Origin of the sequence: uncultured Roseovarius sp. (assembly GCF_947489715.1) — a bacterium.
In the GTDB taxonomy this organism is placed as follows: domain Bacteria; phylum Pseudomonadota; class Alphaproteobacteria; order Rhodobacterales; family Rhodobacteraceae; genus Roseovarius.
Genome location: NZ_CANLER010000004.1, coordinates 246,839 through 272,545 on the forward strand (window position 1 = coordinate 246,839; position 25,707 = coordinate 272,545).

At 59.2% G+C, this 25,707-nt stretch carries 24 protein-coding genes, 1 tRNA gene and 1 pseudogene; 17 read left to right on the forward strand and 9 right to left on the reverse strand.

The window, feature by feature from the left end:
* Positions 1 to 116 precede the first annotated feature (116 nt).
* A complete protein-coding gene (gene ychF / locus Q1B27_RS12945; RefSeq protein ID WP_299848184.1) occupies positions 117 to 1,214 on the forward strand; it encodes a redox-regulated ATPase YchF in 1,098 nt (365 codons plus the stop codon).
* Between the two features lie 299 nt (positions 1,215 to 1,513).
* On the opposite strand, the gene Q1B27_RS12950 is transcribed toward ychF, so the two are convergent.
* Positions 1,514 to 3,469, reverse strand: a complete 1,956-nt coding sequence (locus tag Q1B27_RS12950; protein WP_299848185.1) for a tetratricopeptide repeat protein — start codon at positions 3,467 to 3,469, stop codon at positions 1,514 to 1,516.
* A gap of 44 nt (positions 3,470 to 3,513) precedes the next feature.
* On the opposite strand from Q1B27_RS12950, the gene Q1B27_RS12955 reads away from it, so the two are divergent.
* From Q1B27_RS12955 to Q1B27_RS12965, 3 genes are all read left to right on the forward strand, one after another.
* A tRNA-Ser gene (locus Q1B27_RS12955) sits at positions 3,514 to 3,603 on the forward strand.
* Between the two features lie 148 nt (positions 3,604 to 3,751).
* A complete protein-coding gene (locus Q1B27_RS12960) occupies positions 3,752 to 4,171 on the forward strand; it encodes an Arm DNA-binding domain-containing protein (RefSeq protein WP_299848187.1) in 420 nt (139 codons plus the stop codon).
* Positions 4,123 to 4,461 (forward strand): Lrp/AsnC ligand binding domain-containing protein, encoded by a 339-nt coding sequence (locus tag Q1B27_RS12965; RefSeq protein WP_299848189.1) that lies wholly within the window; start codon positions 4,123 to 4,125, stop codon positions 4,459 to 4,461. The genes Q1B27_RS12960 and Q1B27_RS12965 overlap by 49 nt, the downstream gene beginning before the upstream one ends.
* 164 nt (positions 4,462 to 4,625) lie before the next feature.
* Here Q1B27_RS12965 and Q1B27_RS12970 read toward each other — a convergent pair whose 3' ends face one another.
* The 4 genes and pseudogenes from Q1B27_RS12970 to Q1B27_RS12985 all read right to left on the reverse strand — a co-directional run bounded on the left by Q1B27_RS12970 (position 4,626) and on the right by Q1B27_RS12985 (position 7,427).
* Positions 4,626 to 5,360 (reverse strand): SDR family NAD(P)-dependent oxidoreductase, encoded by a 735-nt coding sequence (locus Q1B27_RS12970; protein ID WP_299848191.1) that lies wholly within the window; start codon positions 5,358 to 5,360, stop codon positions 4,626 to 4,628.
* The gene (locus Q1B27_RS12975) at positions 5,341 to 5,895 is read right to left on the reverse strand and encodes a 2,4'-dihydroxyacetophenone dioxygenase family protein (protein ID WP_299848193.1); all 555 of its coding nucleotides are present in this window, start codon (positions 5,893 to 5,895) and stop codon (positions 5,341 to 5,343) included. The genes Q1B27_RS12970 and Q1B27_RS12975 overlap by 20 nt, the downstream gene beginning before the upstream one ends.
* A gap of 46 nt (positions 5,896 to 5,941) precedes the next feature.
* Positions 5,942 to 6,424, reverse strand: a pseudogene (locus Q1B27_RS12980) (SDR family oxidoreductase); the annotation flags it as partial.
* A 61-nt stretch (positions 6,425 to 6,485) separates the two neighbouring features.
* The gene (locus Q1B27_RS12985; protein ID WP_299848195.1) at positions 6,486 to 7,427 is read right to left on the reverse strand and encodes a DMT family transporter; all 942 of its coding nucleotides are present in this window, start codon (positions 7,425 to 7,427) and stop codon (positions 6,486 to 6,488) included.
* 111 nt (positions 7,428 to 7,538) lie between these two features.
* Between Q1B27_RS12985 and Q1B27_RS12990 the strand changes: the two genes are divergently transcribed.
* Positions 7,539 to 8,462: a LysR family transcriptional regulator gene (locus Q1B27_RS12990; protein ID WP_299848197.1), complete on the forward strand. Its 924-nt coding sequence runs from the start codon at positions 7,539 to 7,541 to the stop codon at positions 8,460 to 8,462.
* A gap of 118 nt (positions 8,463 to 8,580) precedes the next feature.
* On the opposite strand, the gene rlmH is transcribed toward Q1B27_RS12990, so the two are convergent.
* Positions 8,581 to 9,051: a 23S rRNA (pseudouridine(1915)-N(3))-methyltransferase RlmH gene (gene rlmH, locus Q1B27_RS12995; protein WP_299848199.1), complete on the reverse strand. Its 471-nt coding sequence runs from the start codon at positions 9,049 to 9,051 to the stop codon at positions 8,581 to 8,583.
* On the reverse strand, positions 9,052 to 9,417 hold the full coding sequence (rsfS, locus tag Q1B27_RS13000; protein WP_299848201.1) for a ribosome silencing factor: 366 nt from the start codon (positions 9,415 to 9,417) through the stop codon (positions 9,052 to 9,054).
* 361 nt (positions 9,418 to 9,778) lie between these two features.
* Between rsfS and Q1B27_RS13005 the strand changes: the two genes are divergently transcribed.
* Both Q1B27_RS13005 and Q1B27_RS13010 read left to right on the forward strand, forming a co-directional pair.
* A complete protein-coding gene (locus Q1B27_RS13005; RefSeq protein WP_299848203.1) occupies positions 9,779 to 10,318 on the forward strand; it encodes a DUF2975 domain-containing protein in 540 nt (179 codons plus the stop codon).
* Positions 10,318 to 10,527: a helix-turn-helix transcriptional regulator gene (locus tag Q1B27_RS13010; protein ID WP_299848205.1), complete on the forward strand. Its 210-nt coding sequence runs from the start codon at positions 10,318 to 10,320 to the stop codon at positions 10,525 to 10,527. The genes Q1B27_RS13005 and Q1B27_RS13010 overlap by 1 nt, the downstream gene beginning before the upstream one ends.
* Here the strand turns inward: Q1B27_RS13010 and Q1B27_RS13015 are convergent.
* The gene (locus Q1B27_RS13015; protein WP_299848207.1) at positions 10,524 to 11,972 is read right to left on the reverse strand and encodes a mechanosensitive ion channel domain-containing protein; all 1,449 of its coding nucleotides are present in this window, start codon (positions 11,970 to 11,972) and stop codon (positions 10,524 to 10,526) included. The genes Q1B27_RS13010 and Q1B27_RS13015 overlap by 4 nt on opposite strands.
* 95 nt (positions 11,973 to 12,067) lie before the next feature.
* Between Q1B27_RS13015 and Q1B27_RS13020 the strand changes: the two genes are divergently transcribed.
* On the forward strand, positions 12,068 to 13,003 hold the full coding sequence (locus Q1B27_RS13020) for a histone deacetylase family protein (protein WP_299848209.1): 936 nt from the start codon (positions 12,068 to 12,070) through the stop codon (positions 13,001 to 13,003).
* A gap of 48 nt (positions 13,004 to 13,051) precedes the next feature.
* On the opposite strand, the gene Q1B27_RS13025 is transcribed toward Q1B27_RS13020, so the two are convergent.
* On the reverse strand, positions 13,052 to 13,981 hold the full coding sequence (locus tag Q1B27_RS13025; RefSeq protein WP_299848211.1) for a LysR substrate-binding domain-containing protein: 930 nt from the start codon (positions 13,979 to 13,981) through the stop codon (positions 13,052 to 13,054).
* Positions 13,982 to 14,182: 201 nt separating this feature from the next.
* Between Q1B27_RS13025 and Q1B27_RS13030 the strand changes: the two genes are divergently transcribed.
* The 9 genes from Q1B27_RS13030 to Q1B27_RS13070 all read left to right on the forward strand — a co-directional run bounded on the left by Q1B27_RS13030 (position 14,183) and on the right by Q1B27_RS13070 (position 25,695).
* Positions 14,183 to 15,133: an ABC transporter substrate-binding protein gene (locus tag Q1B27_RS13030; protein ID WP_299848213.1), complete on the forward strand. Its 951-nt coding sequence runs from the start codon at positions 14,183 to 14,185 to the stop codon at positions 15,131 to 15,133.
* Between the two features lie 162 nt (positions 15,134 to 15,295).
* Entirely contained in the window at positions 15,296 to 16,324 is a 1,029-nt protein-coding gene (locus Q1B27_RS13035; protein WP_299848215.1) for a glycine betaine/L-proline ABC transporter ATP-binding protein, read from the forward strand.
* 1 nt (position 16,325) lies between these two features.
* A complete protein-coding gene (locus tag Q1B27_RS13040) occupies positions 16,326 to 18,299 on the forward strand; it encodes a proline/glycine betaine ABC transporter permease (RefSeq protein ID WP_299848217.1) in 1,974 nt (657 codons plus the stop codon).
* Positions 18,299 to 18,682, forward strand: a complete 384-nt coding sequence (locus tag Q1B27_RS13045; RefSeq protein ID WP_299848218.1) for a cupin domain-containing protein — start codon at positions 18,299 to 18,301, stop codon at positions 18,680 to 18,682. Before Q1B27_RS13040 ends, Q1B27_RS13045 begins: the two co-directional genes overlap by 1 nt.
* Positions 18,679 to 21,084 carry a DUF1989 domain-containing protein gene (locus Q1B27_RS13050; RefSeq protein WP_299848219.1) on the forward strand — a complete coding sequence of 802 codons (2,406 nt, stop codon included), beginning with the start codon at positions 18,679 to 18,681 and terminating at the stop codon, positions 21,082 to 21,084. Before Q1B27_RS13045 ends, Q1B27_RS13050 begins: the two co-directional genes overlap by 4 nt.
* Before the next feature lie 33 nt (positions 21,085 to 21,117).
* Positions 21,118 to 21,543, forward strand: a complete 426-nt coding sequence (locus Q1B27_RS13055) for a DUF3291 domain-containing protein (RefSeq protein WP_299848220.1) — start codon at positions 21,118 to 21,120, stop codon at positions 21,541 to 21,543.
* 90 nt (positions 21,544 to 21,633) lie between these two features.
* Positions 21,634 to 22,806: an MFS transporter gene (locus tag Q1B27_RS13060; RefSeq protein WP_299848221.1), complete on the forward strand. Its 1,173-nt coding sequence runs from the start codon at positions 21,634 to 21,636 to the stop codon at positions 22,804 to 22,806.
* Positions 22,807 to 22,879: 73 nt separating this feature from the next.
* Complete coding sequence (locus Q1B27_RS13065; RefSeq protein ID WP_299848222.1) at positions 22,880 to 23,902, forward strand: aspartate-semialdehyde dehydrogenase; 1,023 nt, start codon at positions 22,880 to 22,882, stop codon at positions 23,900 to 23,902.
* 158 nt (positions 23,903 to 24,060) lie between these two features.
* The gene (locus Q1B27_RS13070) at positions 24,061 to 25,695 is read left to right on the forward strand and encodes a DUF4139 domain-containing protein (protein ID WP_299848223.1); all 1,635 of its coding nucleotides are present in this window, start codon (positions 24,061 to 24,063) and stop codon (positions 25,693 to 25,695) included.
* Positions 25,696 to 25,707 lie beyond the last annotated feature (12 nt).

The window sequence follows — 25,707 nt, forward strand, 5'->3', positions numbered from 1 at the left end:
ATCCTTGGCTTGAACGCCCCGGGTTTGGCCGAAACGTGGGCGGAAATCAATGCCCTGCTTGACCTTGCAAGGCCCAGCACCGTAGATGCGCGCAATTCTGGATAGGAGGGCCGGTGATGGGCTTCAAAATGGGAATCGTGGGTTTGCCCAATGTCGGCAAGTCGACGCTGTTCAACGCGCTGACCAAAACTGCGGCGGCGCAGGCGGCAAACTTTCCGTTCTGTACCATCGAGCCCAATGTCGGCGATGTGGCCGTGCCGGACGAACGCCTTGATAAGCTTGCGGAAATTGCCAAATCAAAGCAGATCATCCCGACGCGGATGACGTTCGTGGACATTGCCGGGCTGGTCAAGGGTGCCAGCAAGGGCGAAGGGCTGGGCAACCAGTTTCTGGCCAATATTCGCGAGGTCGACGCCATCGCCCATGTGCTGCGCTGCTTTGAAGATGGCGACGTGACCCATGTCGAAGGCCGGATTGACCCGGTGGCGGATGCCGAAACCATCGAGACCGAGCTGATGCTGGCGGATATGGAGTCGATCGAAAAGCGCCTGCAAAACATCGTCCGCAAGGTGCGCGGCGGCGACAAGGAGGCGGTGCAGCAGGAGCGCCTCTTGCGGGCCGCGATGGCGGCGCTGGAGGCCGGTCAGCCTGCCCGTACCGTCGATGTGGATACCGAGGATGCGAAGACGTGGAAGGGGCTGCAACTTCTGACCACCAAGCCCATTCTCTATGTCTGTAATGTCGATGAAGCCAGTGCGGCAGCGGGCAATGAATTCTCGGTCAAAGTGGAAAAAATGGCGCAGGAACAAGGGGCTGCGAGCGTTGTCATCTCGGCCCAGATCGAGGAAGAGATCAGCCAGTTGGAGCCGGACGAGGCCGAGATGTTCCTGGAGGAAATGGGACTGACCGAGGCCGGGCTGGACCGTCTGATCGTCGCGGGATACGAGCTCTTGCATCTTGAGACCTACTTTACCGTGGGCCCCAAGGAAGCCCGCGCCTGGACCATCCGGACGGGCACATCCGCCCCCAAGGCGGCGGGCGTGATCCACGGCGATTTCGAGAAGGGCTTCATCCGGGCCGAAACCATCGCCTATGATGATTTCGTCGGCCTTGGCGGGGAGCAGGCCGCGAAGGAAGCGGGCAAGATGCGCGCCGAGGGCAAGGCCTATATCGTCAAGGATGGCGACGTGCTGCACTTCCTTTTCAACACCTGATCAGGGGGCCGGGGTGTGCCGGGCTGAACCCCGGCCTACCAGGGTCTTAAGGCCGCGTTCCGGGGTGAGCGCGCTCCATACCCGAATCGCTTTGTTAACAAGGGCTTTGGGGCCGATTTGGTGTGTCGGTATAACGTCGGTATTTTGTCGGTATTCCGTCGGTGCGGGGATCGGTAAATTGTCGGATTAACAGTGCGTCCGGCAGACTTCTTAACTGCGTGTCAACACTCTCAGGCATCCCCAGTCTCGTCCCGCCGTGCAGCGATTTTGGCGATGATATTGTCGACCATGCTCAGATATTAGCTGGCTTTTGCTGTTGAAAAAACCTCCTGCGCGGCTTCAGCATGGATCATTGCCTGATTCAGTTGGGTTGGGTCATCGGTATTGTCAAAAAATGCCAACTCCAAATTAGCAAGATTATACTGGGTCATTGCCCAATCGAGCGGCATGCGGTTGCTAGTATATTCCTTAAGCGCGCTTTCGTAGGCAACACGCGCTTCTGCAAATCGATATTTGTCCCCGTCGAGTGCTCCAATTGCCTGGAGCGCAGTGCCGAGATTCATCAGTGTTGCTGCCCATTGGAGCGGCGTGTTGTCTCGTGTCCACACCTGCAGTGCCTTCTTAAAGGCCTGTACGGCCTGATTTAGGCGTTCAGTATTTCTTTCACGCTCTCCAAAAATTCGGAGCGCAAGGCCGTAATTCATCTGTGTTGAAGCCCAGTCGTGCGGTGCACGATCACGCGTACGTTCCTCTAGAGCGCTCTCGTAAGCTTGGACAGCTTGCGTTAATCGCTCACTATCATTTTCACGCTCGCCGATTACTTGAAGCACATTACCGAGGTTCATTTGGGCCGTTGCCCAATCAAGCGGCATGCGGTCGCGTGCCCACTCCTGCAAGGCGTTTTCATAGGCGGTGACGGCCTCGATCAGCTGCTGCGAGTCTTTTTCGCGTTCTCCCAATCTTGTGAGTGCGTTTCCTAAGTTCATCTGTGTCGCGGCCCAATTGAGTGGAAGGCTGTGACGTGGGAATTCCACAAGTGCGAATTTATAATTTTCGACAGCTTCAAGCAGATATTTGGTGTTGATCTCCGATTGCCCTAGGACCGCAAGTGCATTGCCCACGTTATTTAGTATTGTGCCGCGTTCCGTCCCTGCGGTGGTGCGTGCCAAAACAAGCTTTGCAATATTGATGGAAACTTTGAGGAATTCAGATACCCCTTTGTCGCGTCCCTGAGTGAAATAATTATCTTGAAGTGTGCGCAGGTTTTCGAATTCAGCATGTCCCCCCGCCTCAAGATCAGCCTTTTGCACTAATAGTTCAGCAGAACGGGCGGCGTCGCCTTGGAGCATCGCAACCTCGATACCGCTTTCCAGCAAACGGGTCTTGCGGGCCTGATGGGTGGCGTCCTCGGCGGCGAGGGCTTCGGTGATCTCGGCGCTGGCGCTGGCATAGTCACCGTCCGCCGCGAGGTCCGCCACGCGTTTCAGCATTTCATCGACGAAATCGCCGTGGTTCGAGGTGACGCGCCCCTCCTGCTGGACGCGTACGGCGATATCGATGGCATTTTGCAGCTCCAGCCACGCTTGTCCCAGATCATCCGTGTCTCCGGCAATGCGTTGCGCCAGCCGGATGATGGCCTTTTCGGTAATGCCTTCGTCGTGCAGGCGGTCTTGCTGACCGGTGTCCCGGGTCCGCGCCAGAAGCTCCTGCAACATCGCCTGTTCTTCGGTCCGCGGTTCAAGATACGGGGTCAGGGTAGCGGTGAGGATGCTGGCATAATCCTCAAGTGCTATGGCGGTGCGGTGGGCGTCGTCCACGGATGTGGCCCTGATTTGCGCGCACATGTTGGCGGCGATGGTCGGGGCGTCCATGTTCCCGGCGGCCAGATCGGTTTTGCCGGGTGGGAAGCTCTCCAGCATCTGCACGATGATTTTTCTGCGGTCGGGCGTAAGGTGCGCGTGATCGAGGTGGCCCTGCATTTCAGCTGCCATGGATTTGGCAAGGTATTTCTGGTCTTTGGTGGATTTCTTGAACAGTTCCACGCTTGACAGCATGGTCGTGATCGCCGCCCCGGCACCGCCGGTCATGCTGAGATCCGCCGCGGTGGCGGCGCTGGCTATGGCAACCGCGATGTTGCCGGCGTGCAAAGGTTTTTCAATCATACTCACCTTCCCTGCGAGCAGCATAAAGGGGTCGCGCGCCGGATAAACCCGGCCGGGAAATCCAAGCTGCGCAATGCGGGTATTTTGGGCCAATTCTGCTCTTGCCCTCTTTGGCGCAGATGTTTAGACGGGTCAGCGGAGCTGTGGCCGAGTGGTCGAAGGCGCTCCCCTGCTAAGGGAGTAGGCCCGGAAGGGTCTCGTGGGTTCGAATCCCATCGGCTCCGCCACTTTACCCTAAATCAGATTTTCTTTGAAATATTCAGAATACTGCATAGCCCTTATTTATATACGAATTTTTGAAAATAGACTTCTATTGGATTTCTTTCGATATCGCCTGCATCATTTCGTTCGGTGGTATGAATTGTGGTATAGAACATGGCGGCACTTAGCGGCAAACTGACGAAACGACTGGTTGAAAACCTTGGGCCGGGTCGGCATGGGGATGGCGGCGGGTTGCATCTGGTCGTCGATCCCTCGGGCGCGCGGCGTTGGATTGTGCGGGTGACGGTCAAAGGTCAGAAGAACCGCAAGGGTGGGCCTCTGCGCACGGACTTCGGATTGGGCGGGGCAGATGTCGTCACGCTCAACATGGCCCGCGAGCGGGCGCTGGAATACCGCCGCATGGCCAAGCAAGGGCTGAACCCGCGTTACAATGCCCGGCAGGACATCCCGACCTTCGAAGAGTTTGCCCAGCAAGTGCATATCGAGCGCCTGCCGACATGGCGCAATCCCAAGCATGGCCAGCAATGGATCTGTTCGATGAAGGGCATGTCTCGCGTGTTGTTGCACAAGTAGAACCGTCGTCGGTTGATTTGGGAACTTTGGTGATGGTGGGAATGGTCTTGGACCGTTCAACACCCGAAAGCTTCGCTGCCTTTGAAGAAGCGGTGTCGGGCATGAAGGAACTGTTGGACTGCCACTTGGTTGCAGGAGACTTCGACTACCTTCTAAAAATCCGCGTCAGCGACATGAATGACTTTAATACCATGCACAACAAGATGCTGATCGCTTTGCCCGGCGTCCGCCAAATTCGGACGTTCTTTGTGCTGAAGGAAATCAAAGAAAACGCTCCGTTGGCATTCTGATAGCGTTCATTGATGCCTAACACAGGTTCCGGGTTCCGGGTCGCATGCAGGTAAGCCTCCGAAAATTCGAGGCCTACATGCAGGCCTAGCGATCCGTATTGCTCCGCCGGAACCTTTTCTGAGACCTCGTCCGGGCCACAGCGTGAAGTTTCGAATGCGTGCCATCAGTAGGTCGCCCGTCCGCCTGACAGGTCGAACACCGCACCGGTGTTGAAGGTACAATCATCAGACGACAGCCACATGACAAGCCGCGCGGTTTCCTCGACTGTGCCCAGTCGTTTCATCGGAGACTTGTCGATCATGATCTGCACGAACTCCGGTGTCATCTGGTCGAGAATTGCTGTCTTGACCGCGGCAGGCGCGATGCAATTGACGCGGATGTCGGTCAGGGCCAGCTCTTTCGCCAGCGACTTGGTGAAGCCAATCACACCCGCCTTGGCCGCTGAATAGGCCGATGCATTGGGTGTACCTTCCTTGCCTGCAAGCGAGGCCATGTTGACGATCCGGCCAAAGCCCTTTTCCTGCATCACCGGGACTACCGCATGGGCTAGATAGAAGGTGCCGGTCAGGTTGACCTCGACGACCTTCGCCCAGGTCGCTGGGTCGTTATCGACCACTGGTAGAGTCGGGCCGGCGAAGCCCGCATTATGCGATAGAAAATCGATACCGCCGAAGGCCGCGCATGTATCTGATACGGCTGCTGTAATCTGCGTTGGATCGCTGATATCGACCTTGCAATGTAGCGCCCCATTGGGCGCGGCTTCCGGTTCCGAGAGATCCCAGATCGCAACCTTCGCCCCTGCACTGGCATACTGGCGAGCAATCTCGGCCCCGATTCCGGCCGCACCGCCGGTGATGACAGCGACGCGGTTCGAGAAGTCATAATTTACGTTGCTCATGACATCTACCGGATGAAGGTTTTGAAGTAATCAGCGCCCAGGCCGACCTTTTCGAAATGCGCGCGGCACATGTCGATCTTGGTGAATACGTCCTCTTAACCAAGGTGATTGCCGTCCGGGTCGACGTAAACATTACGCCGTTTACCTGAAAGTAGGTGATCATCTCGTCCACATCATCGGGGACGACCAGCGTGTGTGTTTCGCCCGGCGGCTCATAGACATAGCTGCCTTCGCGGGCTTCCCAGTCATGCTCAAAATAATGCCAGCGCCCTTTCAGCACAAAGCCATGCACCGGATTGGGGTGACGATGACGAGATAGAACACCGGCTTTGGTGACCTTCAACAGATTCATCCAATAGCCCTGAGAGACATTCAGGCAGAGCGGGCGGAAAAACACAGTCTCGGTTTGCTGCACCCACATGCGTGGATCGCCTTCAGACAGAGCGTCCTGCACAACGATGTCCGGCAGAGCGTCGGGTGGCATCGGGTGCTTGTAGGACACACGCGGGTTTTCGTCTTCACTGACCAGTGGCATTGAGCTTCCTTTCGTGTCTATGCAGCGGCATATCCGCCATCGACGTTCAGAATTTTCCGGTGATGAAACTGGCCGCCTCCGAAGCTAGAAACAGCGCGGGGCCCACCAGATCTTCGGGCTGGCCCCATCGGTTCATCGGGGTGCGCGCCAGAATGTCGGCGCTGCGCGCTGGATCTTCTTGCAGGTTTTCCGTGAGAGGTGTGGCAATCCAGCCCGGTGCCAGCGCGTTCACACGAATGCCATCGGGTGCATAAGCGATGGCCAGCGGCTTGGTCAGCTGCGCAATCCCACCTTTTGAGGCGGCATAACCCGGCACCAGCCTGCCACCGAAATAGCTGTGCATCGACGCGATGTTGATGATGCACCCGCTATTGGCTGCCAGCGCGGGCCGTGCAGATGTACAGACGCGCATGGTGCCGGTCAGGTTGATGTCCAACTCCTCGTCCCTACGGATCACACCTGCGGCGTTGACCACCACAGACAGTTGCAGCTGTGCCGTGACAAGTGCGTCCACCCGCTGTCGGCTGCTGCCCTTTGATGCGACAAACTCAAACGTCTGGTTTGTCCCGCTACGCGGCGCAGACCATACCCTAGTCTATTGTCGGTGCTGTCGGCGTCCGGCGGCGCAGCACCAGCAGGCCTGCGCCGATGATCAGGGCCATGCCCAGCAGCGTGGTGCCGCCCGGCATGGCGGCGAAGAAAGTGAGATCCCAGAACGCCACAAACAGAAGATAGCTGTATTCGAAGGTGGCCACGGTCGCGGGAGGTGCTGCCTGATAGGCCCCGGCCAGCAGCATGCCGATTGCGACGGTCAGCGCGGCCAGCACCGTCAGCACCAGCCACTCGGTCTGGCCGATGGGTTGCCACGGGCCAAGGACGTTGGGAAAGGCGCGGGCCAGATCCGCGTCGGGCGGCCAGATCAGCAGCACCGCACTTGCCCCCAGGCCCGCCGCCAGCATCATGAGGTTCAGCGACAGCGCCATCGTGGCCAGCGGGATGTCCTGGCATTTTACACGGGTCACGATATGGCCAAGGGCATAGAAAAACGCGCCGATGACGGGCAGCACCGCCCAGGGTGAGAATGCATCTGTGCCCGGTTGCAGCAGGATCAGAACGCCCGCGAAGCCCACGCAAACCGCAACCCAGCCACGCGGACCCACAGTCTCACGGATGGCAAAGGCCGACAGCAATGTGACGAAGATGGGCGCGGTGTAATTCGCAGCCCCCACGGTGGAGAGGCTGAGAAACGGGATCGCCGCGTAAAAGGCCATGAAGGTCAGCGTCAGGCAAAGCCCCCGCACCATCGGCCATTTGTGAAGCGCGTTCCCGAGCGTGCCCGGCCCGGTGCCGCGCCACCATGGAAGGGCCGCGAAGAGCGGGAAGGCCAGCACTGCCCTTACGGCGAATATCTGCCACAGCGACAGCGTATTGCTGAACAGTTTGAAGACCACATCCTGCACCGATATCGTGAACGCAGCCGCAATGATCAGGGTTATGCCGCGCAGGATGTGCTGGGGGCGTGTGATGATCATCCAGTATGCCTCGGCGTTGAAGGTGGGATACGCGGTTCAGGGATGATATTTCGGGTGGGAATGTTTGGGAATGCGTTGCAAATCAAACATACTATTTAGTAATACTAAATAATGGAGCGAGCACCGGTTCACGGGATCGAAGTGTTCCTGACGATTGTTCAGGAGGGATCGCTGCGCGCGGCGGCCAATGTTCTGGGCGTGGGGGCACCGGCGGTCAGCCTGCAGCTCAAGGCGCTGGAGGAGAGGTTGGGCGTTGGTCTGATCATCCGCAGTACGCGCAGCATCGAGTTGACTGAAGCGGGCCGTGTGCTGTTCGAGGCGGCCGGTCCGGCCTATCGGGACATGATTTATGCGGTCAAGAAGACGCGCGAAGTGGGTGCATCGCTGAACGGGACGCTGCGGCTGAGCCTGTCGCGCGGGGCTTATGTGGCGGCGCTGGCACCGGTGCTGGAACGGTTTCAGGCCGATAATCCGGGCATCAATCTTGAACTTTCATGGAACGAGGAGCTGGTGGATATCAACCGCGAGGGGTTTCATGCGGGCATCCGCCTGGGCGATGTGCTGAGCCCGGATATGGTGGCGGTGCGCCTGACCGGGCCGCTGGCAACGGTGTTCAGCGCGTCCCCGGGATATCTGGACCGAGCAGGTCGGCCCGAGCATCCGCGTGACCTGCTGGAGCATAACTGCATTCGCTACAAGCTGCCGACGGCGAACCGGATCGCGGACTGGGTGTTTTGCGAGGATGGGCAGGACAAGGTGATCGACCCACCCGCGCGGCTGGTTTTCGATCACGTGCTGGGGGTCATACAGGCGGCGCGCGAGGGGCATGGCATCGGCTGGTCCATGCGCGCCACAGCCGAGGAACACCTGGCGTCAGGTGAGTTGGAGGCGGTGCTGGACCCCTATGCCCGCGCGTTGCCGCCGTTCTACCTGTATTATCCCGAGCAGAACAAACGGGTCGAATGCCTGCGCCTGCTGATTGACTGTCTGGTAACGCATCGTGACCGGCAGCGCCGGGACGGTCCGAAGTCCTGAGCGAGCGTAGCCGCGTTAAATGAAGCTGTGATTTTTCGCTGGGCCGGTCGTCGATCCGGGCCGCGATTTCAAAGCGTTCCTGAGCTATGGTTTGATTTTGCCCCGGTGGTGCATCGCATCACACCCGGTGATAGGGGCTGCCGGCGAGAATGGTGGCGGCCCGGTAGAGCTGTTCGGACAGCATGACGCGGGCCAGCATGTGGGGCCAGACCATTGGCCCAAAAGAGAGTTTCAGGTCGGCCCGGTCGCGCAGGACAGGCGTGATACCGTCGGCACCGCCGATGACAAAGGCTACGTCGCCGCGTCCCTCGTCGCGCCAGCCTGCCAGTCGGTTGGCGAATTTGGGAGAGTTCAGCGTCTGGCCGCGTTCATCCATTGCCACGATGATGGCGCCCTTGGGAATTGCGCGTTCCAGAAGCGGGGCCTCGGCCATCATGCCACCCCCCTTGCGGTCTTCGACTTCGTGCACCGACGCGGGGCCAAGCCCGAGGGCACGGCCGGTCCGGTCGAACCGGGTCAGGTAATCATCGAGTAAGTCGCGCTCGGGCCCGGCGCGAAGCCGTCCCACAGCACAGATATGAACGCGCATTCAGGCCTGAGTGGCCGCAGCTTCCCCGGCGGGCAGCCACATCTTCTCAAGCTGATAGAACTCACGCACTTCGGGGCGGAAGACATGGACGATCACGTCGCCTGTGTCGATCAGCACCCAATCACCCGCATCCTTGCCTTCGACCTTGGACGCGACGCCCAGATCATGTTTCAGGCGATCCACCAGTTTCTCGGCAATCGCTGCCACCTGACGGGTCGAACGGCCCGAACAGATCACCATGTAATCGCCAATGGCCGATTTGCCGCGCAGATCAATCTCGATCACGTCTTCGGCCTTGTCGTCGGTCAGTGAGGAAAGGATACGCGCAAGCTGAGTTTCGCTATTCGCGTGTTTCGCAGGGGCCATTACAGGCGCCCTCTTATCAGCGGCTGGTGCCGCATCAGCAGTAAAAGACAGGACATTGTCCTCCTCTCTAGCGCACCGTCAAAACCCCGGTGCCGGGCATAATGATAAGTTAACAATCCATTTATGAAGTTTCAATGAATGCGCGCATGCGCGGGCTTTTCATCGCGCAATTGTGCGCCAAAAACATCATGTTGCAATATTTCGTGACGCAACGGGCGCTATGGAGGCCGGGCTGATCGGGCCCCTGTAAATTTGCCTGATCGACCGGTCGGCAAGGTGATGGCTTGATCTAGTTTGACGATTAAAGTTTATTGTTTTACGATAAAAAATAATTCCAAATCATGAATAGCGGAGCACTATCATGTCGAACCTACCCTGTCGCACACAAAAGCTGGCCCGTTTTCTGCGACTGTGCTGCTTTGCGGCCATGGCGGGGGTGCTGGCCGTGGCGGTATATGTTTCAATCGCCCCTGATCGCTTTGTGGCAGAGGCCGCGCGAGCAATGATGCCGGGCACAGAGGTTTGGGATGTCGGGAATGCCGCCACCCTGCTTTTGTATCTAGTGGCCGCGGTCAACCTGGGCATCGTGCTGTTTGTGCTTTGGCAAGTCGCGCGGCTGACAGGGTGTTACGGGACTGGCGATGCGCTGTCATCGGCATCTGCGGATGCCATTCGCTGGATCGGGCTGGGGTTGCTGACCAAGGCAGTTATCGGCGTGTTGGATGATACGGCCACCGGCCTGATCCTGAGTATTGATGCGCCATCAGGGCAGGGCATGCTGGTGATCTCATTCGGGTCGACCGACATCTGGTTCGCGCTGGCGGGCGGGTTGATGCTGTTGATCGGGCTTGTCATGTTGCAGGCAGTTGACGTGGCCGAGGATAACCGGGGCTTCGTTTGATGCGGGTTGTTGTCCGGCTGGACGTGATGCTGGCGCTGCGGAAGATGAAATCGCGCGAACTGGCCGAGCATGTGGGTATCAGCGAGCAGAATATCAGCCTGCTGAAATCCGGGAAGGTCAAGGGCATCAGGTTCGAGACCCTGGCGCGCATCTGTAAGGTGTTGGATTGTCAGCCCGGTGATTTGCTGGATGTCGTGGACGACACCTAGGATGTGCCGCTGGCGGGTTTCGGCTGATCCTCTTCGTCGGGCTCCTGATCCGGTTCGGGCATGGGCGCGTCGTCGTTGTCGCCCAGCAGTCGAACCTCGCGCTGCGGGAAGGGGATCGAGATGTTGTTTTCCTTGAAGATATCCCAAAGCGCCAGATAGACATTGCCGCGGATATTGGTCAGCCCGCCGGTGGGATCGGAAATCCAGAAACGCAGGATGTAATCGACGCTGCTGTCGCCGAACCCCACGATATGGCACACGGGTGCCTTGAAGCTGAGTACCCGGTCGACGCTTTTGGCCGCTGCAATTGCAAGTTTGCGCACATCGTGCGGATCGCAGCCGTAGGAGGTGCCGAAATAGATGTCGAGCCGGACGAAATCGTTGGAATGGGACCAGTTCACCACTTGTCCGGTGATCAGGTCTTCGTTCGGGATCAGGTATTCGCGCCCGTCGCGGGTGACAACCGAGACATAGCGCGCGCCCAGTGAATTGATCCAGCCAAAGGTCTCGCCCAGCGATATCACGTCGCCCGGTTTGATCGACTTGTCCATCAGGATGATCACGCCTGAGACAAGGTTCGAGACCACTTTTTGCAGGCCGAAACCAAGGCCCACACCGATGGCACCCGAGAGAACCGCAAGGCCGGTCAGGTCGAAGCCCACGGCGCGCAGACCGATGAAGAAGGCCGCGCCATAGAGCAGCACCTGCAGGAACTTGACCGCCAGCACCTGCATCGAGGGCGAGATGTCCTTGTTGCTTCTGATCCTTGCGGTGGTGGTGCGAGACAGGAACCGCGCCAGCACGAATAGCGAGGTAATGATCACGATACCCTGCAGGATCAGCCAGATGGAAAAGCGGGTTTCGCCGATATGCAAGGCGGCGCTGTCGAGAATAACCTGCGCCTCATCGGTCAGGTTGAGGATCACCAATGTGGCCCATGCCCAGCCGCCATAACGCACGATCGTACGCATGAAGCCATTTGAGATAAGCCGGGTCAGAAGTGCGATCACCAGCCAAGCGGTGGCAAGGCTGGCCACGACCCCCAGCAGGTAGGTTCGACTGGGCCAGGTGAATTCCCGCATCGTCCACACGATCGGCCAGATCGCCAGCACAAAGATGATCAGGCGGATCCGGCGATGTAGCAGAACACCAAGGCGCATGCGCCATTTCGGCCAGCCCTCGCGGGTGCGCAGCCAATGGTGCAGCTTGGGGCCGACGAAGCGGGCGATCAGGTGGGCGAGCAGGAACGTTCCGACGGCGATGCCGATCTGATAAGCGTTCCAGGGCCGCATCAGTCCATCCAGGAAAACATATGCCTGATCCCAGAGCGACAGGGCGATTTCCTGCGCGTCCTGGGCGATTTCCTGCGCGTCCTGGGCTATTTCCTGTGCGTCCTGCGCGATCTCAACAGTGTCTTGCGCGGCCTTGACCGTTTCCTGTTCCATGCAGTCACATTGGCATGGCCCGACGGGCGCAACAAGCCCGGCTGGACAGTGGCGGCAACTTGGCCTTTCTTGGGGTGAAGATGCGGAGGATTCGAATGTCGACAGCGCTGGTGACCCATCCCGATTGCCTGGAACATGTAAACCCGCCGGGCCACCCCGAACAGGTCGCGCGGCTGGAGCATATTCTGGCCGCGCTGGAGGGTAAGGCGCTGGCGCGCATCAAGGCGCCGCTGGTGGCCGAGGATGATCTGGCCCTGGCGCATCCGGCAGAATATATCGAGATGATCCGCAATGCCGCACCCGCGCAGGGCTGGGCGCAGCTGGATGGGGACACGTTCATGTCGCCCGGTTCGTTGGAGGCGGCGCACCGGGCGGCGGGCGGTGCCGTGCGGGCCGTGGATATGGTGCTGACCGGCGAGGCGGGCAATGCCTTTGTCGCCTGTCGGCCACCGGGGCATCACGCCGAGACTTCGACCGCGATGGGGTTTTGCCTGTTCGGCAATGTGGCGATCGCTGCGAAACATGCCCTTGCACATCATGAGCTGAGCCGTGTCGCGATCGTCGATTTCGACGTGCATCATGGCAATGGCACGCAGGATCTGGTCGAGGGGGATCGGCGTATCCTGTTCTGCTCGACCCATCAGTCGCCGCTTTTTCCCGGCACCGGTCACGCGCATGAAACCGGCGCGTACAATAACGTGCTGAATGTGCCGCTGCCCGATGGCACTAGCAGTGCGAGGTTTCGCAAGGTGATGGACGGATCGGTGCTGCCTGCTGTGGATCGCTTCAAGCCGGAGTTGGTTCTTGTCTCTGCCGGGTTTGATGCGCATCAGGCTGATCCGCTGGCCGGGATGCGCCTGACCGAGGATGATTTCATCTGGGTGACGGAGCGGATTTGCGATCTGGCCGATGCGCATTGTCAGGGCCGTGTGGTGGCCAGCCTTGAGGGCGGGTATGACCTTGATGCACTGGCATCGAGTGTCGCGGCGCATGTCGATGTGCTGATCCGGCGGGGGGCGGATGAGGGTTGATGTCAGGCGCGCCCTTTTGGAGAGGTATCGCGCATCCCGGTTTGGGGTTTACTCGGCCGCGTAGCGTTTGCGCGCGGCGCTTTCCTGTATCAGCCATTTGGCCACGATCTCGCTTTCAGCCGGGGGTTTGCTGCCCTGACGGGTCAGCAGGTAATAGCCTGAATTGGTTCGGACAAATTCCGACCCCAGCGGGCGGATCAGGTTGCCGGATTGCAGGTGATGATCCACCAGATGCCCCCACCCCAGCGAGATGCCAAGACCGTCGATCGCGGCCTGAATCGCCAGCGGGTAGGTGTTTACAAAGGTCGAATGCCGTACCAGTTCCGGGTCATGGCCCTTGCGGGACAGCCAGGTTTTCCAGTTCAGCCATTCGGTATGGTTGTTATTGACCTCGATCAGGGCGTGATCCAGCAAATCCTGCGTGTCCGGTATGGTCACATGGTTTTCCAGATAGCCGGGCGCGCAGACCGGAAACACCGTTTCGCCAAACAGCAGCCGCGCGTCAAAACCGGGCCAGTTGCCATCGCCGCGCAGGATCGCGAGGTCATAGTCCTCGGTCAGGCATTCGGTGTCCAGATCGCTTGACATCAGCGAGATGGTGATATTGCGATTGGCCTGCCGGAACTTGCGCAACCGGGGCATGAGCCAGAGCGAGGAAACCGAATTTGTGGCCGACATCCGCACCGTCGTGGGGGCGTGATCGGTCATCATCTCTTCTGAGATCTGGGCGATACCGGCCAGTGCCGGGGTCACGCCATTGAGCAGTTTCCGCCCCTGTTCGGTCAGCTGGACTGACCGATGCCCGCGCACAAAGAGCGCGCAGTCGAAATGCTGCTCTAGCAGCTTCATCTTGCGGCTGATCGCGGTCTCGCTGACATGCAGTTCTTTGGCCGTGGCGGCAAAGCTTTCAAGCTCGGCCGCGATCTGAAAAGTCACCAGATAATCAAGCCGTGGTAGCGCGGCGCGATTTTTCAGCATGTGCAAAGGCCCCTGGGCAGCTTGGCGTTTTGATAGAACGGTTAACAATTAAGGCGGTTTGACGGGTTTGCCAAACTTTTTGTTGGGCAAGGCAAAACCTTTTTAGAATCACACCTGTGCAGAATTTAGGTCATACTGGAGCTTCTAAAACCGAGCGTCCGCTTTGCACGGACGCCTCTTGAACGCTAATGGGGAGTTAGTATGAAAACCAAAATCCTTATGACGGCATCTGCACTGGCGCTGGCCACAGCAACCGCATCCTATGCGGCCGACAGTTCCGATCCGATCGTCATTCCGATCCATAACTGGTCCAGCCAGATTGTGATGAGCAATGTCGTGGGCCAAATCCTTGAGGCCAATGGCAACAACGTGGAATATGTCACCACCGACAGTCAGGCAGTCTACGAGTCGATCCGTCTGGGCGATGTGACGATGGAGCTGGAAGTCTGGGAAGGCGCCTTTGGCGCGTCGTTCCGCGCGGCCCTGGAAAAAGGCGGCATTGTCGATGTGGGCGACCATGATGCGGTGACCCGCGAAGACTGGTGGTACCCGATGTGGACCAAGGAAGCCTGCCCTGGCCTGCCCGACTGGAAAGCGTTGAATGACTGCGCCAGCGTGTTTGCCACGGCTGAAACCGGTGACAAGGGCCGTTATCTGGACGGGCCCGTGGACTGGCTCAAGCACGGTAAAGAGCGCGTCGAAGCGCTGGACATGGATTTCGTCGTGATCAACGCTGGCTCCGCCGCGGCGCTGTGGGCGGAAATCGGTGCGGCTGAAGCCGACAAGAAACCGGTTGTCGTGTTCAACTGGACGCCGAACTTTGCCGAAGCCGTCTGGCCCGGCGAGTTTGTCGAATTCCCCGCGTGGGAAGATGGCTGCGACAAGGACCCTGCCGTGGGTCCGAACCCGGATGCGCTATATGATTGCGGCAACCCGGCGACCGGCTATCTGAAGAAAGCCGCGTGGGACGGCATGGCTGAAAAGTGGCCAAGCGCATATGCGGTTCTGGAAAAAGTTTCGTTCACCAACCCGCAGATTGCGGAAATGGCCAAGAAGGTCGATGTTGACGAACTGGAACCGGATGAGGCTGCGGAAATCTGGCTGGACGAGAACGAGGACGTCTGGAAGGGCTGGATCAGCTCGGGCAGCTAAAGCTGTTGCTAAAAGGTGGTGAGCCGCCCTTTACATTAGTATCGGGCCGGCCCGCCATCCAAGCCAAGATTGCCCGTCCGCGCCTTGTTGATCGGGCGGGCTTTCTTCACCGAGTTGCGAGCTTCTTTGTAAGATGGGCTCGCTCAGCCAGGAATTAATTAGATGTCAGACGATACACCCGTCATTTCATGCCGTAATGTCTGGAAATTATTCGGACCGAACCCCAAACAATATCTCGCAAACATGCCTGCTGATCGCAGTTTCGACGAGATTCGCGCTGACGGTTACATCGCCGGTGTCAAGGATGTCTCGCTGGAGGTGGGCCGAGGCGAAATGCTGGTGATCATGGGCCTGTCCGGGTCTGGCAAGTCGACATTGGTGCGATGCTTTTCGCGCCTGCACGATATCACCGGCGGTACCATCGAGGTCGATGGTGAGAGCATCATGGACATGGACGAGAACGCGCTGATCGAAATGCGACGCAGCAAGATGGGCATGGTGTTCCAATCCTTTGGTCTGCTGCCGCACCGGACAGTGCTGGACAACGTGGCCTTTCCGCTGGAAATGCGCGGTCAGGACAAGCATGACCGGCGCGAACGCGCGCTGGAGGTGATCAAGTTGGTCGGTCTTGAGGGCCGCGAAGAATACTTTCCGCGCGAATTGTCCGGTGGTCAGCAACAGCGTGTGGGCATCGCCCGCAGCCTGGCGATCGAGCCTGATATCTGGTTCCTGGATGAGCCGTTTTCGGCGCTGGACCCGCTTATCCGTCGTGAGATGCAGGATGAGTTCCTGCGTTTGCAGGAAATGCTGGGCAAGACCATTGTCTTTATCACCCATGATTTCGACGAGGCACTCCGCCTGGCCGATCGGATTGCCATCATGAAGGACGGGGCGGTTGAGCAGTGCGATACACCGGATCAGATCGTGCTGAACCCGCAAACGCCTTATGTCGAGAAATTCACCGAAGAGATCGAGAAATCCCGCGTCGTGCATGCGCGCGTTCTGGCTGGACCGGTCAATGGATCCACACCCGAGGGCGAACCGGTGCGCGCAGGCCACACGATCCTGCAGTTGGCCCGGCAATTGGTCAACGACCCGCGCGAGGAACTGCCGGTTGCCAACCGGCATGGCGAGCTGATCGGCGTGATGAACCGGCAAGAAGCGCTGGACGTGCTGCTGGGGAAAGGGTGACATGGCCGATATCGCTGCAAAGCTGGAACAAGAAACTGGCGGGTTAAGCAAGACCCGCATCGTCCAAATCCTGATCGGCGTGGCTGTGTTGTTGATCCTTGCGCGCCCGGTTCTGCCCGATTTCCTTGTTCGGCTGCCCGAAGCGTGGATCCCGCCGCTGGCAGACTGGCTGGATGCGATCTTTGGCTTCCTGATTGATGATCTGAAACTGACCGTTCTGACCCGCTGGTTTGCCGAGGGGCCGCTGGATTTCATGCTGGGGCTAACCGCAAATCTGCTGGAAGGCAAGCATCGCTGGCCCTTTATCGGCCCATTGCCCTGGTCCTGTGTCGCCGCCGTGGCGGCCGTGATCGGCTATTATCTGGGCGGCTGGCGTCTGGGTCTGCTGGGCGGTGGTACGTTTGTCTGGACCGCGCTGGTGGGCCAGTGGACCATCGCGATGCAGACGCTTTCGGTGCTGGCCGTAGCAGCGCCGCTGGCGTTCACGATTGGTCTGCTGATGGGCATTGCCGCGTGGAAATGGGACTGGTTCGATCGGGCGGTCAAACCTTTCTTGGCCATATTACAGACAATTCCGTTCTTCACCTACCTGCTGCCGGCGGTCATCTTCTTCAAGGTTGGCCCGACCGCGGGCGCGATTGCCACCACGATCTATGCGATCCCGCCGATGGTTCTGATGACGGCGCTTGGCCTCAAGAAAGTCTCGCCCGAGATTGTCGAGGCGGGCAAGATGTCAGGCTCGACCCGCTGGCAGATGCTGACAAAGGTTTACCTGCCCTCTGCGCGCACCGAAATTCTGGTGGGCGTGAACCAGGTGATCATGCTGTGTCTGGCGATGGTGGTTCTGACCGCGTTCATCGGCATGCCCGGCCTGGGTGGCAAATTGCTGGCGATGATGAACAGTTTCAAACTAGGCCGGTCGTTCGAGATTGGCGTCACCATCGTGCTGGTTGCGGTCATGCTGGACCGGTTTTCCAAGGCCTGGGTGGTGAAACTGCCCGAGCATTTCGAGCGCGGCACATCGTGGTTCGTGCAGCACAAATACCTGGTGGCTGCAATTGTTGGTTTCCTGGGCTTCCTTCTGATCTCGCAGTTTATTGAGATCCTTTACGAGGTTGGCCGCAGGCAGTCGCTGTCGATGGGCAAAGAGATGGACGGCCTGATCAAGGGTTTTCTGGCGATCGACTTTGTGCAGTGGATAACCGGCTGGATACGCTATGTCCTCAATGTCTGGGTGCTGATCCCGTTCCGCAACGCGCTGCTTTATATTCCGACACCGGCCTTTATCATGCTTGTCGTTGCATTCGCCTACTGGCTGGGCGGCAAGCGTCCTGCGATCTTTGCCGCGATCTTCTTTTCGATTGTGGCGCTTAGCGGCTGGTGGGACCGGTCGGTGATCACGCTTTATTCGGTGATCTCGGCGGTCGTCCTGTCGATGTTCATCGGTATCCCGCTGGGTATTGCCGCGTCGCGCAGCGAGAAGTGGTCGACCCGTATTCTGCTGCTCTGTGATACGGCGCAGACCTTCCCCAGCTTTATCTACCTGCTGCCGGCGATCATGCTGTTTGGCGTCTCGGATGTGACGGTGGTGCTGTCGATCGTGATCTTCACCACGGTGCCGTTGACCCGCTACACCATTGAGGGGCTGCGCACGGTACCGCCGGAAATGACCGAGGCCGCGGATATGTCAGGGGCTACCAAGCGGCAGAAGCTGTTGAGCGTGCAATTGCCACTGGCGTTGCCGACGATGGCGGTTGGTTTCAACCAGGCGATCATGTTTGCCTTCTTCATGGTGATCATTGCAGCCTTTATCGGCACGCAGGATCTAGGGCAGGAGTTGCAGCGCACGCTGGCGGGCACCGATCTGGGCAAGAACTTTGTGCTGGGCATGAACGTGGCGCTGATGGCGTTGACCTTTGATCTGACGATCATGAGCTGGGCACAAAGACGTAAAGAGGCGTTGGGGCTGGGCTGATGGCGGGGTTGGCGGAACATCGTACGATTGCCGCGTTCAACAGGGACGTGTTCGAGCCGATGATGCTGGATGGCGAACCGCTGGAAGGGTCCTGGTGGCACAATATCTCGTTCGACGAGACCACCGGCGAGGGCAGCTATCTGATGATCATGGCCCCCGGCGCCAAATCCAACCCGCACCGGCATAACGGTCCGGAAGAATTCTATATGGTCGAAGGTGATCTGGTGGATTGCGATGGAACGACTTACCACGCGGGCGATTTCATCTCGCTCGAAGGTGGTTCGGCGCATGAAAGCCATTCGCCTTCGGGCTGCAAGATCGTCGTCACCCATCGCGGGGTGGTCGACAATATCGCCAAATCTGAACTGGAGGGCCTGACATGAATGTCAGCACCAAGATCAGCCCCGTGATTGAAACCCCTTATGAGCGTGCCGGGGTTCTGACCCCCGGTTTGCCGATCCTGCCGCATGGGACAGAACGGCATCCCATCCCCGGCGGCGGGTCGCGGGCCGTGCCGGTCTACAAGGGCGATGAGATTTCGGTTGTAGACCGCGACGGATTGCAGCCCGGAGAACTGGTGTTTTTCACGCCTGACGGTAAATCCGACGCAGGCATGTTGGGCGGGTCGGCGATGGGCCGGCCCGAGGGATTGATCTCAGTACTGGCCAATGGTTCGGACTCGGGGGCCAGAGTGGCCAAGGCGCTGGAAGACGCAGGGTTTGATCTGGGCCGAGCCGAGGCGATCCGGTTTTTCACCGAAGGGTCGCATCCCGGTGACAGGGTTACTTATTTTGCCGGGTGTGACGGGTTGCTGATCGTGGCCGCCCCCGGCGGGCCGATGCATCCGGGCGAGCAGAACCCGCCCAGCGATCTGATCCTCTATATCCGTCGTGCCGATCCCGGCCTGCCCAAGGGCCAACTGGCACCGCCCGATCCGCTGGCCGATCCATTGACCGATATCAATATTCTGCCGGGACAGGCCCAAAGCTATGAGGTAAAAAAGGGTGAGTACATTCAGATTCTGGATGTACAGGGCCGCGAATGTTCGGATTTTCAGGCGTTTTCCATGCGCGCGCTCGACAAGGGGCTTGAGCGCGAGATTGATCCTACCACGACCCGTGCCCTGATGGGCAATCTCTATCCGCTGCCCGGCATCTTTTCGAAATACTGGAGCAGCGATCAGGAGCCGCTGGTCGAGATCGTGCGCGACACCTGCGGGCGGCACGACACGTTCGGTCTGGCTTGCACAAGGCGCTACTATGAGGATCTTGGATATCCCGGGCATGTGAATTGTTCCGACAATATGAATAAGGATCTGGCGCAATACGGCATTCGCCCGCGCGGCGGCTGGCCAGCGATCAACTTTTTCTTCAACACCATGCTGGACGACACCAACGCCATCGGCATGGATGATCCGTGGTCGCGCCCCGGCGATTATGTGTTGTTGCAGGCGCAGACCGATCTGGTTTGCATTTCATCTGCCTGTCCATGTGATGTGGATCCGGCGAACGGGTGGAATCCCACCGATATTCAGGTCCGCACCTATGGCGCGGAGCACGAGTTTGGCCGGTCAATCGGCTATAGAAAATCAGCGGAGGCGGACTTGGAAGAGACCAAGCAAACAGGATTTCACGAGTGCTTTGCACGTCATACGCGGGATTTCGTGGAATATGCGGGCTATTGGCTGCCCAATCAGATGTCCAATCACGGTGCGATTGCCGAATATTGGGCCTGCCGCGAGAAAGCGGCGATCATGGATCTGTCGCCTCTGCGCAAATACGAGGTGACGGGCCCAGATGCCGAAAAGCTGATGCAGCATTGCGTCACGCGTAACATGAAGAAACTGGCGGTCGGGCAACTGGTCTATACGGCCATGTGTTACGAGCATGGCGGGATGATTGACGATGGCACCGTCTTTCGCCTGGGCGAGACGAATTTCCGCTGGATCGGGGGCAATGATAATTCCGGCCTCTGGCTGAAGGAACAGGCGGGCAAGCTGGGTCTGAATGCCTGGGTGCGGTCGTCCACCGATCAGTTGCACAACATCGCCATTCAAGGCCCTCTGAGCCGCGACATCCTGAAAGAGGTTTTCTATACTGCCCCCACTGTGCCGACCATCGAAGAACTGGGCATGTTCCGTTTTGCCGTGGCCCGTCTGGGCGATGTGCAGGGCAAGGCCGTGGTGCTGGGCCGCGCGGGTTATTCCGGCGAGTTGGGCTATGAGGTGTTCTGCCATCCGCGCGACGCGGTCGAGGTTTTCGATGCGATCTGGAAAGTGGGTGAGCCGATGGGCCTGACCCCGTTTGGCATGGCGGCGCTGGACATGGTCCGAATCGAGGCCGGGTTGATCTTTGCCGGGTCGGAATTCGACGATCAGACCGACCCGTGGGAGGCCGGTATCGGCTTTACCGTGCCGCTGAAATCGAAAGAGGATGATTTCATTGGCCGTGCGGCGCTGGAAGAACGCAAGGAGCATCCGCATCGCAAGCTGGTGGGCCTGGAGCTTGAGGGTGGCATCGTGGCATCCCCCGGCGATTGTGTCCGGATCGGCAAGGCGCAGGTGGGCGAGATCACCAGCGCGATGAAATCCCCCATTCTGGGCAAGAATATCGCCCTGGCGCGGGTGTCGGTCAGCCACGCGGAATTGGACACCGAGCTGGAGATCGGTCAGTTGGATGGCTTGCAAAAGCGGCTGAAGGCACGCGTCGTGCGCTATCCGCATTTCGACCCCACCAAAGAGCGCGTCAAAGGCAATTACGACCAGCCCTTGGTACCAGCCGAGTAAGCTGCAGCCAACCCGCACGACAGGAGGCCGCCAATGGCCATCGCCCAGATGAACTGGGGGCGAATGAGGTTCGCCCCCGTCGATCCCCGCTTGTCCGAATTCACGAACGCACTTGACCACATCTATGCCGCAGCCGAGGCGCATCCCGGTTTCATTTGGCGCATTCACGACGAAAACGCGGCGCGGGAGCTGACAGCGCTTGGGTATGATGACAGGGTATCGGCGACCGTGTCGGTCTGGCAAAGTATCGAGGATTTGCGGGATTACACGTTCAATTCCGAGCATGGCGAATTCCTGAAACGAAGCCCAGAGTGGTTCGAACCCGTCGCGGGACCGCAATTGGTGATCTGGAACGTTACCGCCAACGCCAAGCCGGGATTTTCAGAAGCATTTGAACGGCTTGACCACCTTAGGCAGCGGGGTGACAGTGACCGTGCCTATGGATGGCCCGACGTCTGATTTTCCTTTGATCCTGAAAGGATGAGCCATTGTGCTTGCCCCACGGTCATGCGACGCAGGCACAAGAATGATTTTGTAGGAGGCCGCAGGATGCGTGCCGGTCTGACCGTGCTTTGCCTGGCCTATGTGCTCAGCCAGTTCTTTCGCGCATTCCTGGCGGTGCTCAGTGGTGTTCTGGAACAGGATATCGGTGCCACGCCGGATGATCTGGCGTTTGCCTCGGGCCTTTGGTTCCTGTCCTTCGCGGCGATGCAGATACCGGTCGGCTGGGCGCTGGACCAGATCGGCCCACGGCGCACTGCCTGGGTGCTGCTGCTCTTTGGTGGCGCGGGAGGGGCCGCGATGTTCGCCCTGGCCAGCACGGCGCTGCATGTCAATATCGCGATGCTGCTGATCGGGGTCGGGTGCTCTCCGGTCTTGATGGCGTCCTATTATATCTTCGCGCGGCAATTCCCGGCGGCGCAGTTTGCCACGCTGGCCGCCCTGATGGTGGGGGTCGGATCAGTTGGCAATCTGGTGGCCGCCTACCCGATGGCCTGGGCCGCCGAGACATTGGGATGGCGCGCATCGCTCTGGGCGCTGGCGGCTGTGTCGGGGCTTGTGGCGCTTGGGATCGCATTCACGGTGCGCGATCCCGAACCGGTGCAGAGTGAGACACGAGGATCGCTTCTGGATTTGCTGAAAATGCCGGTGCTCTGGGCGATATTGCCACTGGCGCTGGTCAGCTACACCCCGGCAGGCGCGGTAAGGGGCCTGTGGATCGGACCGTATTTGCAAGATGTCTTTGGCCTCAGCACATCGCAGGTGGGGCAGGCGACGCTGATCATGGGCGTGGCAATGATCTGTGGTACGCTTAGCTATGGGCCACTTGACCGGCTGTTCAGGACCCAGAAATGGGTGGTTTTCATCGGCAACATGCTGTGTGTCGCGGCAACGCTGACCCTCGCGCTGGCGGTTGGGGTGAATGCCTGGCTGTCCATTGCGCTATGTGCGGCGCTTGGGTTTTTTGGCGGCTCTTACCCCGTGATCATGGCGCATGGGCGCGGGTTCTTTCCACCGCATCTTGCCGGACGGGGCGTGACGCTGCTGAACCTGTGCAGTATCGGTGGCGTGGGTGTGATGCAGTTCATTTCCGGACCTTTGCACAATGCGGCCTCTGCCGGTGGCGTCGAGGCCGGCTATTCGGCAGTCTTTGCGTTTATCGGGCTGTCGCTGCTGGTTGGTGCGCTGATCTATCTGTTCAGCCGCGACAGCACCAACTGACGCACCCCCTTTCCACTTGTGCGCTTAGGGGGTAAGAGGCCGCAGCCAACCCTCTAACTCTGGAGAAAATCAAATGGGGTACAAGGTCGTCGTCGTGGGCGCCACCGGTAACGTGGGCCGCGAAATGCTGAACATCCTGGCCGAGCGCCAGTTTCCTGTGGACGAGATTGCAGCACTTGCCAGCCGCAAGAGCCTCGGCACCGAGGTCAGCTTTGGCGACACGACACTCAAGACCAAGGATCTGGACGTTTTCGATTTTGCCGGCTGGGACATTGCGCTTTTCGCCGTGGGCTCGGACGCGACCAAGGTCTACGCACCCAAGGCCGCCGCTGCAGGTTGCGTGGTGATCGACAATTCATCACTCTACCGCTACGACCCGGACGTGCCGCTGGTGGTGCCCGAGGTAAACCCCGAGGCGGTCGAGGGGTATGCAAAAAAGAACATCATTGCCAACCCCAACTGTTCGACCGCGCAGATGGTTGTCGCGCTGAAACCCTTGCATGACCGCGCAAAAATCAAACGCGTCGTGGTCAGCACCTACCAGTCGGTTTCGGGCAGCGGCAAGGATGCGATTGATGAGCTGTGGAACCAGACCAAGGGCGTTTACGTGCCTGGTCAGGAGGTCGAGCCCAAGGTGTACCCCAAGCAGATCGCTTTCAACGTGATTCCGCATATCGACGTCTTCCTCGAAGATGGTTCGACCAAGGAAGAATGGAAGATGGTCGCCGAGACGAAAAAGATCGTCGACCCGTCGATCAAGGTCACGGCCACCTGCGTGCGGGTGCCTGTTTTTGTTGGCCATTCCGAGGCGGTGAACATCGAATTCGAAGAGTTCCTGGATGAGGACGAGGCCCGCGATATTCTGCGCGAAGCACCGGGTATCATGGTGATCGACAAGCGCGAAAACGGCGGCTACGTGACACCGATCGAATGCGTCGGCGATTATGCTACCTTCATCAGCCGCATCCGTCAGGACAGCACGATCGAAAACGGCCTGAACCTGTGGTGCGTCAGTGACAACCTGCGCAAAGGTGCTGCATTGAATGCCGTGCAGATCGCGGAAACGCTGGGCGCACGGGTGCTGAAGAAAGGCTGATTTTTCAATCACATGATCTATGAAGGGGCGGCTTTGGGCCGCCCTTTTTTGTGGCCGAAAATCGCGCATGGTCGCGAATTTTCCGCTTTGAGACCTTGTATTTCGACGTCGACACGCCCCACTTTAGGGACATCTCAGTGACCCCAAGGAGTTCCCTCATGCGTGCCCTGCCGATTGTTCTGGCTTTTTTCCCGACATTTGTTCTTGCCGATGACATCCCCCTGACCAGCGACGTCAAATCCGTCACGCTTTATCCGCAAGGGGCAACGGTCACCCGTGAAATCCCGTTCGAGGCCGCCGCCGGGCAACATGACCTGATCCTGACCGACCTGCCGCAAACCACACCGCTGGACTCGGTGCGTGTGGCGGTGGACGGGGCCGTGCTGGGCAGCTTGACGGTGCGCAATGATTTCGTGCCGCCGCGCAATGCTGATGACGATGCCACCTTCAAGGTGGCGGAAGCCGAGGTTGAACGGCTGGAACAGGCCCTGCGCGACGGGCTGGCCGGGGTTGAACGCATCCATCTGGAAGAACGGGCCGCCGAGGCGCGTGTCGCCTTTCTGAGCCAATTGGGTGAGGGCGAGGGCGTGGCAGAGATGGACGTCACCTCCCTGCGCGATCTGGTGGGTATGATTGGCGAAGAAACCCTTTCGGCACAACAGGTTGCACTGGATGCCCGGTTGCGCGCAGATGCGGCAAAACGCGATCTCAAAGACCTGCAGGAAGAGCTGGAAAGAGCCCGCCAGGCGCTGAACGCATTGGTGCCCGAGGTTGAGGAGCGCGCCATGTTGGCGGTGTCAATCTCGGGGCAGGAGCAGATGCAAGGCACGCTGACCGTCACCTACAACATCTGGGATGCCGAGTGGCGGCCTGTTTACGATGTTAAACTGGATCGCAAAGCAGGCGCGCTGACGGTCGAACGTGGTGCTTTGGTGGCGCAAAGCACCGGTGAAAACTGGCGTGATGTGGCGCTGACATTGTCAACCGTGCGCCCATCGGAACAGACGGCGCCGGGGCAGATCTGGCCGTGGCAGCGCTGGATCGAAGATCCGGCCAAGGTTCGGTCGAAACAGTTGGAAAGGTCACTTGGCGGTGCCGTCGTCGGCGCGCTTTCGGGCATGGCGGATGAAGCGATGGCCGAACCAATGGTCGTCGAAGAAGCCGATGCGGTGTTTGACGGTCTGGCCGTGACCTATAGCTACCCCAGCCCTGTTTCCATCGCATCCAGAGCAGATAACATCCGGATTTCATTGGGTGAAATCAGCACAGCCGCCGAAACGGTGGCACAGGCGGTTCCCCTGACCGACAGCAATGCCTTTCTGATGGCCAGCATCACCAATGACATGGGAGAGCTGATCTTGCCCGGAACGGCGATGTATTATCTGGATGGCCGTTTCATCGGTCAGCAGCATCTTGAGCTGATCCCCGCCGGTGCCGAGGCTGATCTGGCCTTTGGGCCGATTGACGGGCTGCGCCTGACCCGTACGATTCTGGACCGGAATGAAGGCGATAGCGGGATCATTACAAAGTCCAATGACCTAAGTGAAGCCGTTGAAATCAAAGTCGAAAACCTGACTGGAGAGGTCTGGCCCATTCGTCTGCTGGACCGGGTGCCTTATTCCGAACAGGAAGACCTGGAGATCACATGGTCCGCGCGGCCCAAGCCAGCAGAGCAGAATATCGACGGTAAACGTGGTATCATGGCCTGGGAATTCGAGCTGGGCGCAGGCGACAGCCAGATGATCAGGCTGGATCACCAGTTGGAATGGCCCGAAGGCAAGGTGCTGCGCTAGGCGGCGCCAGCC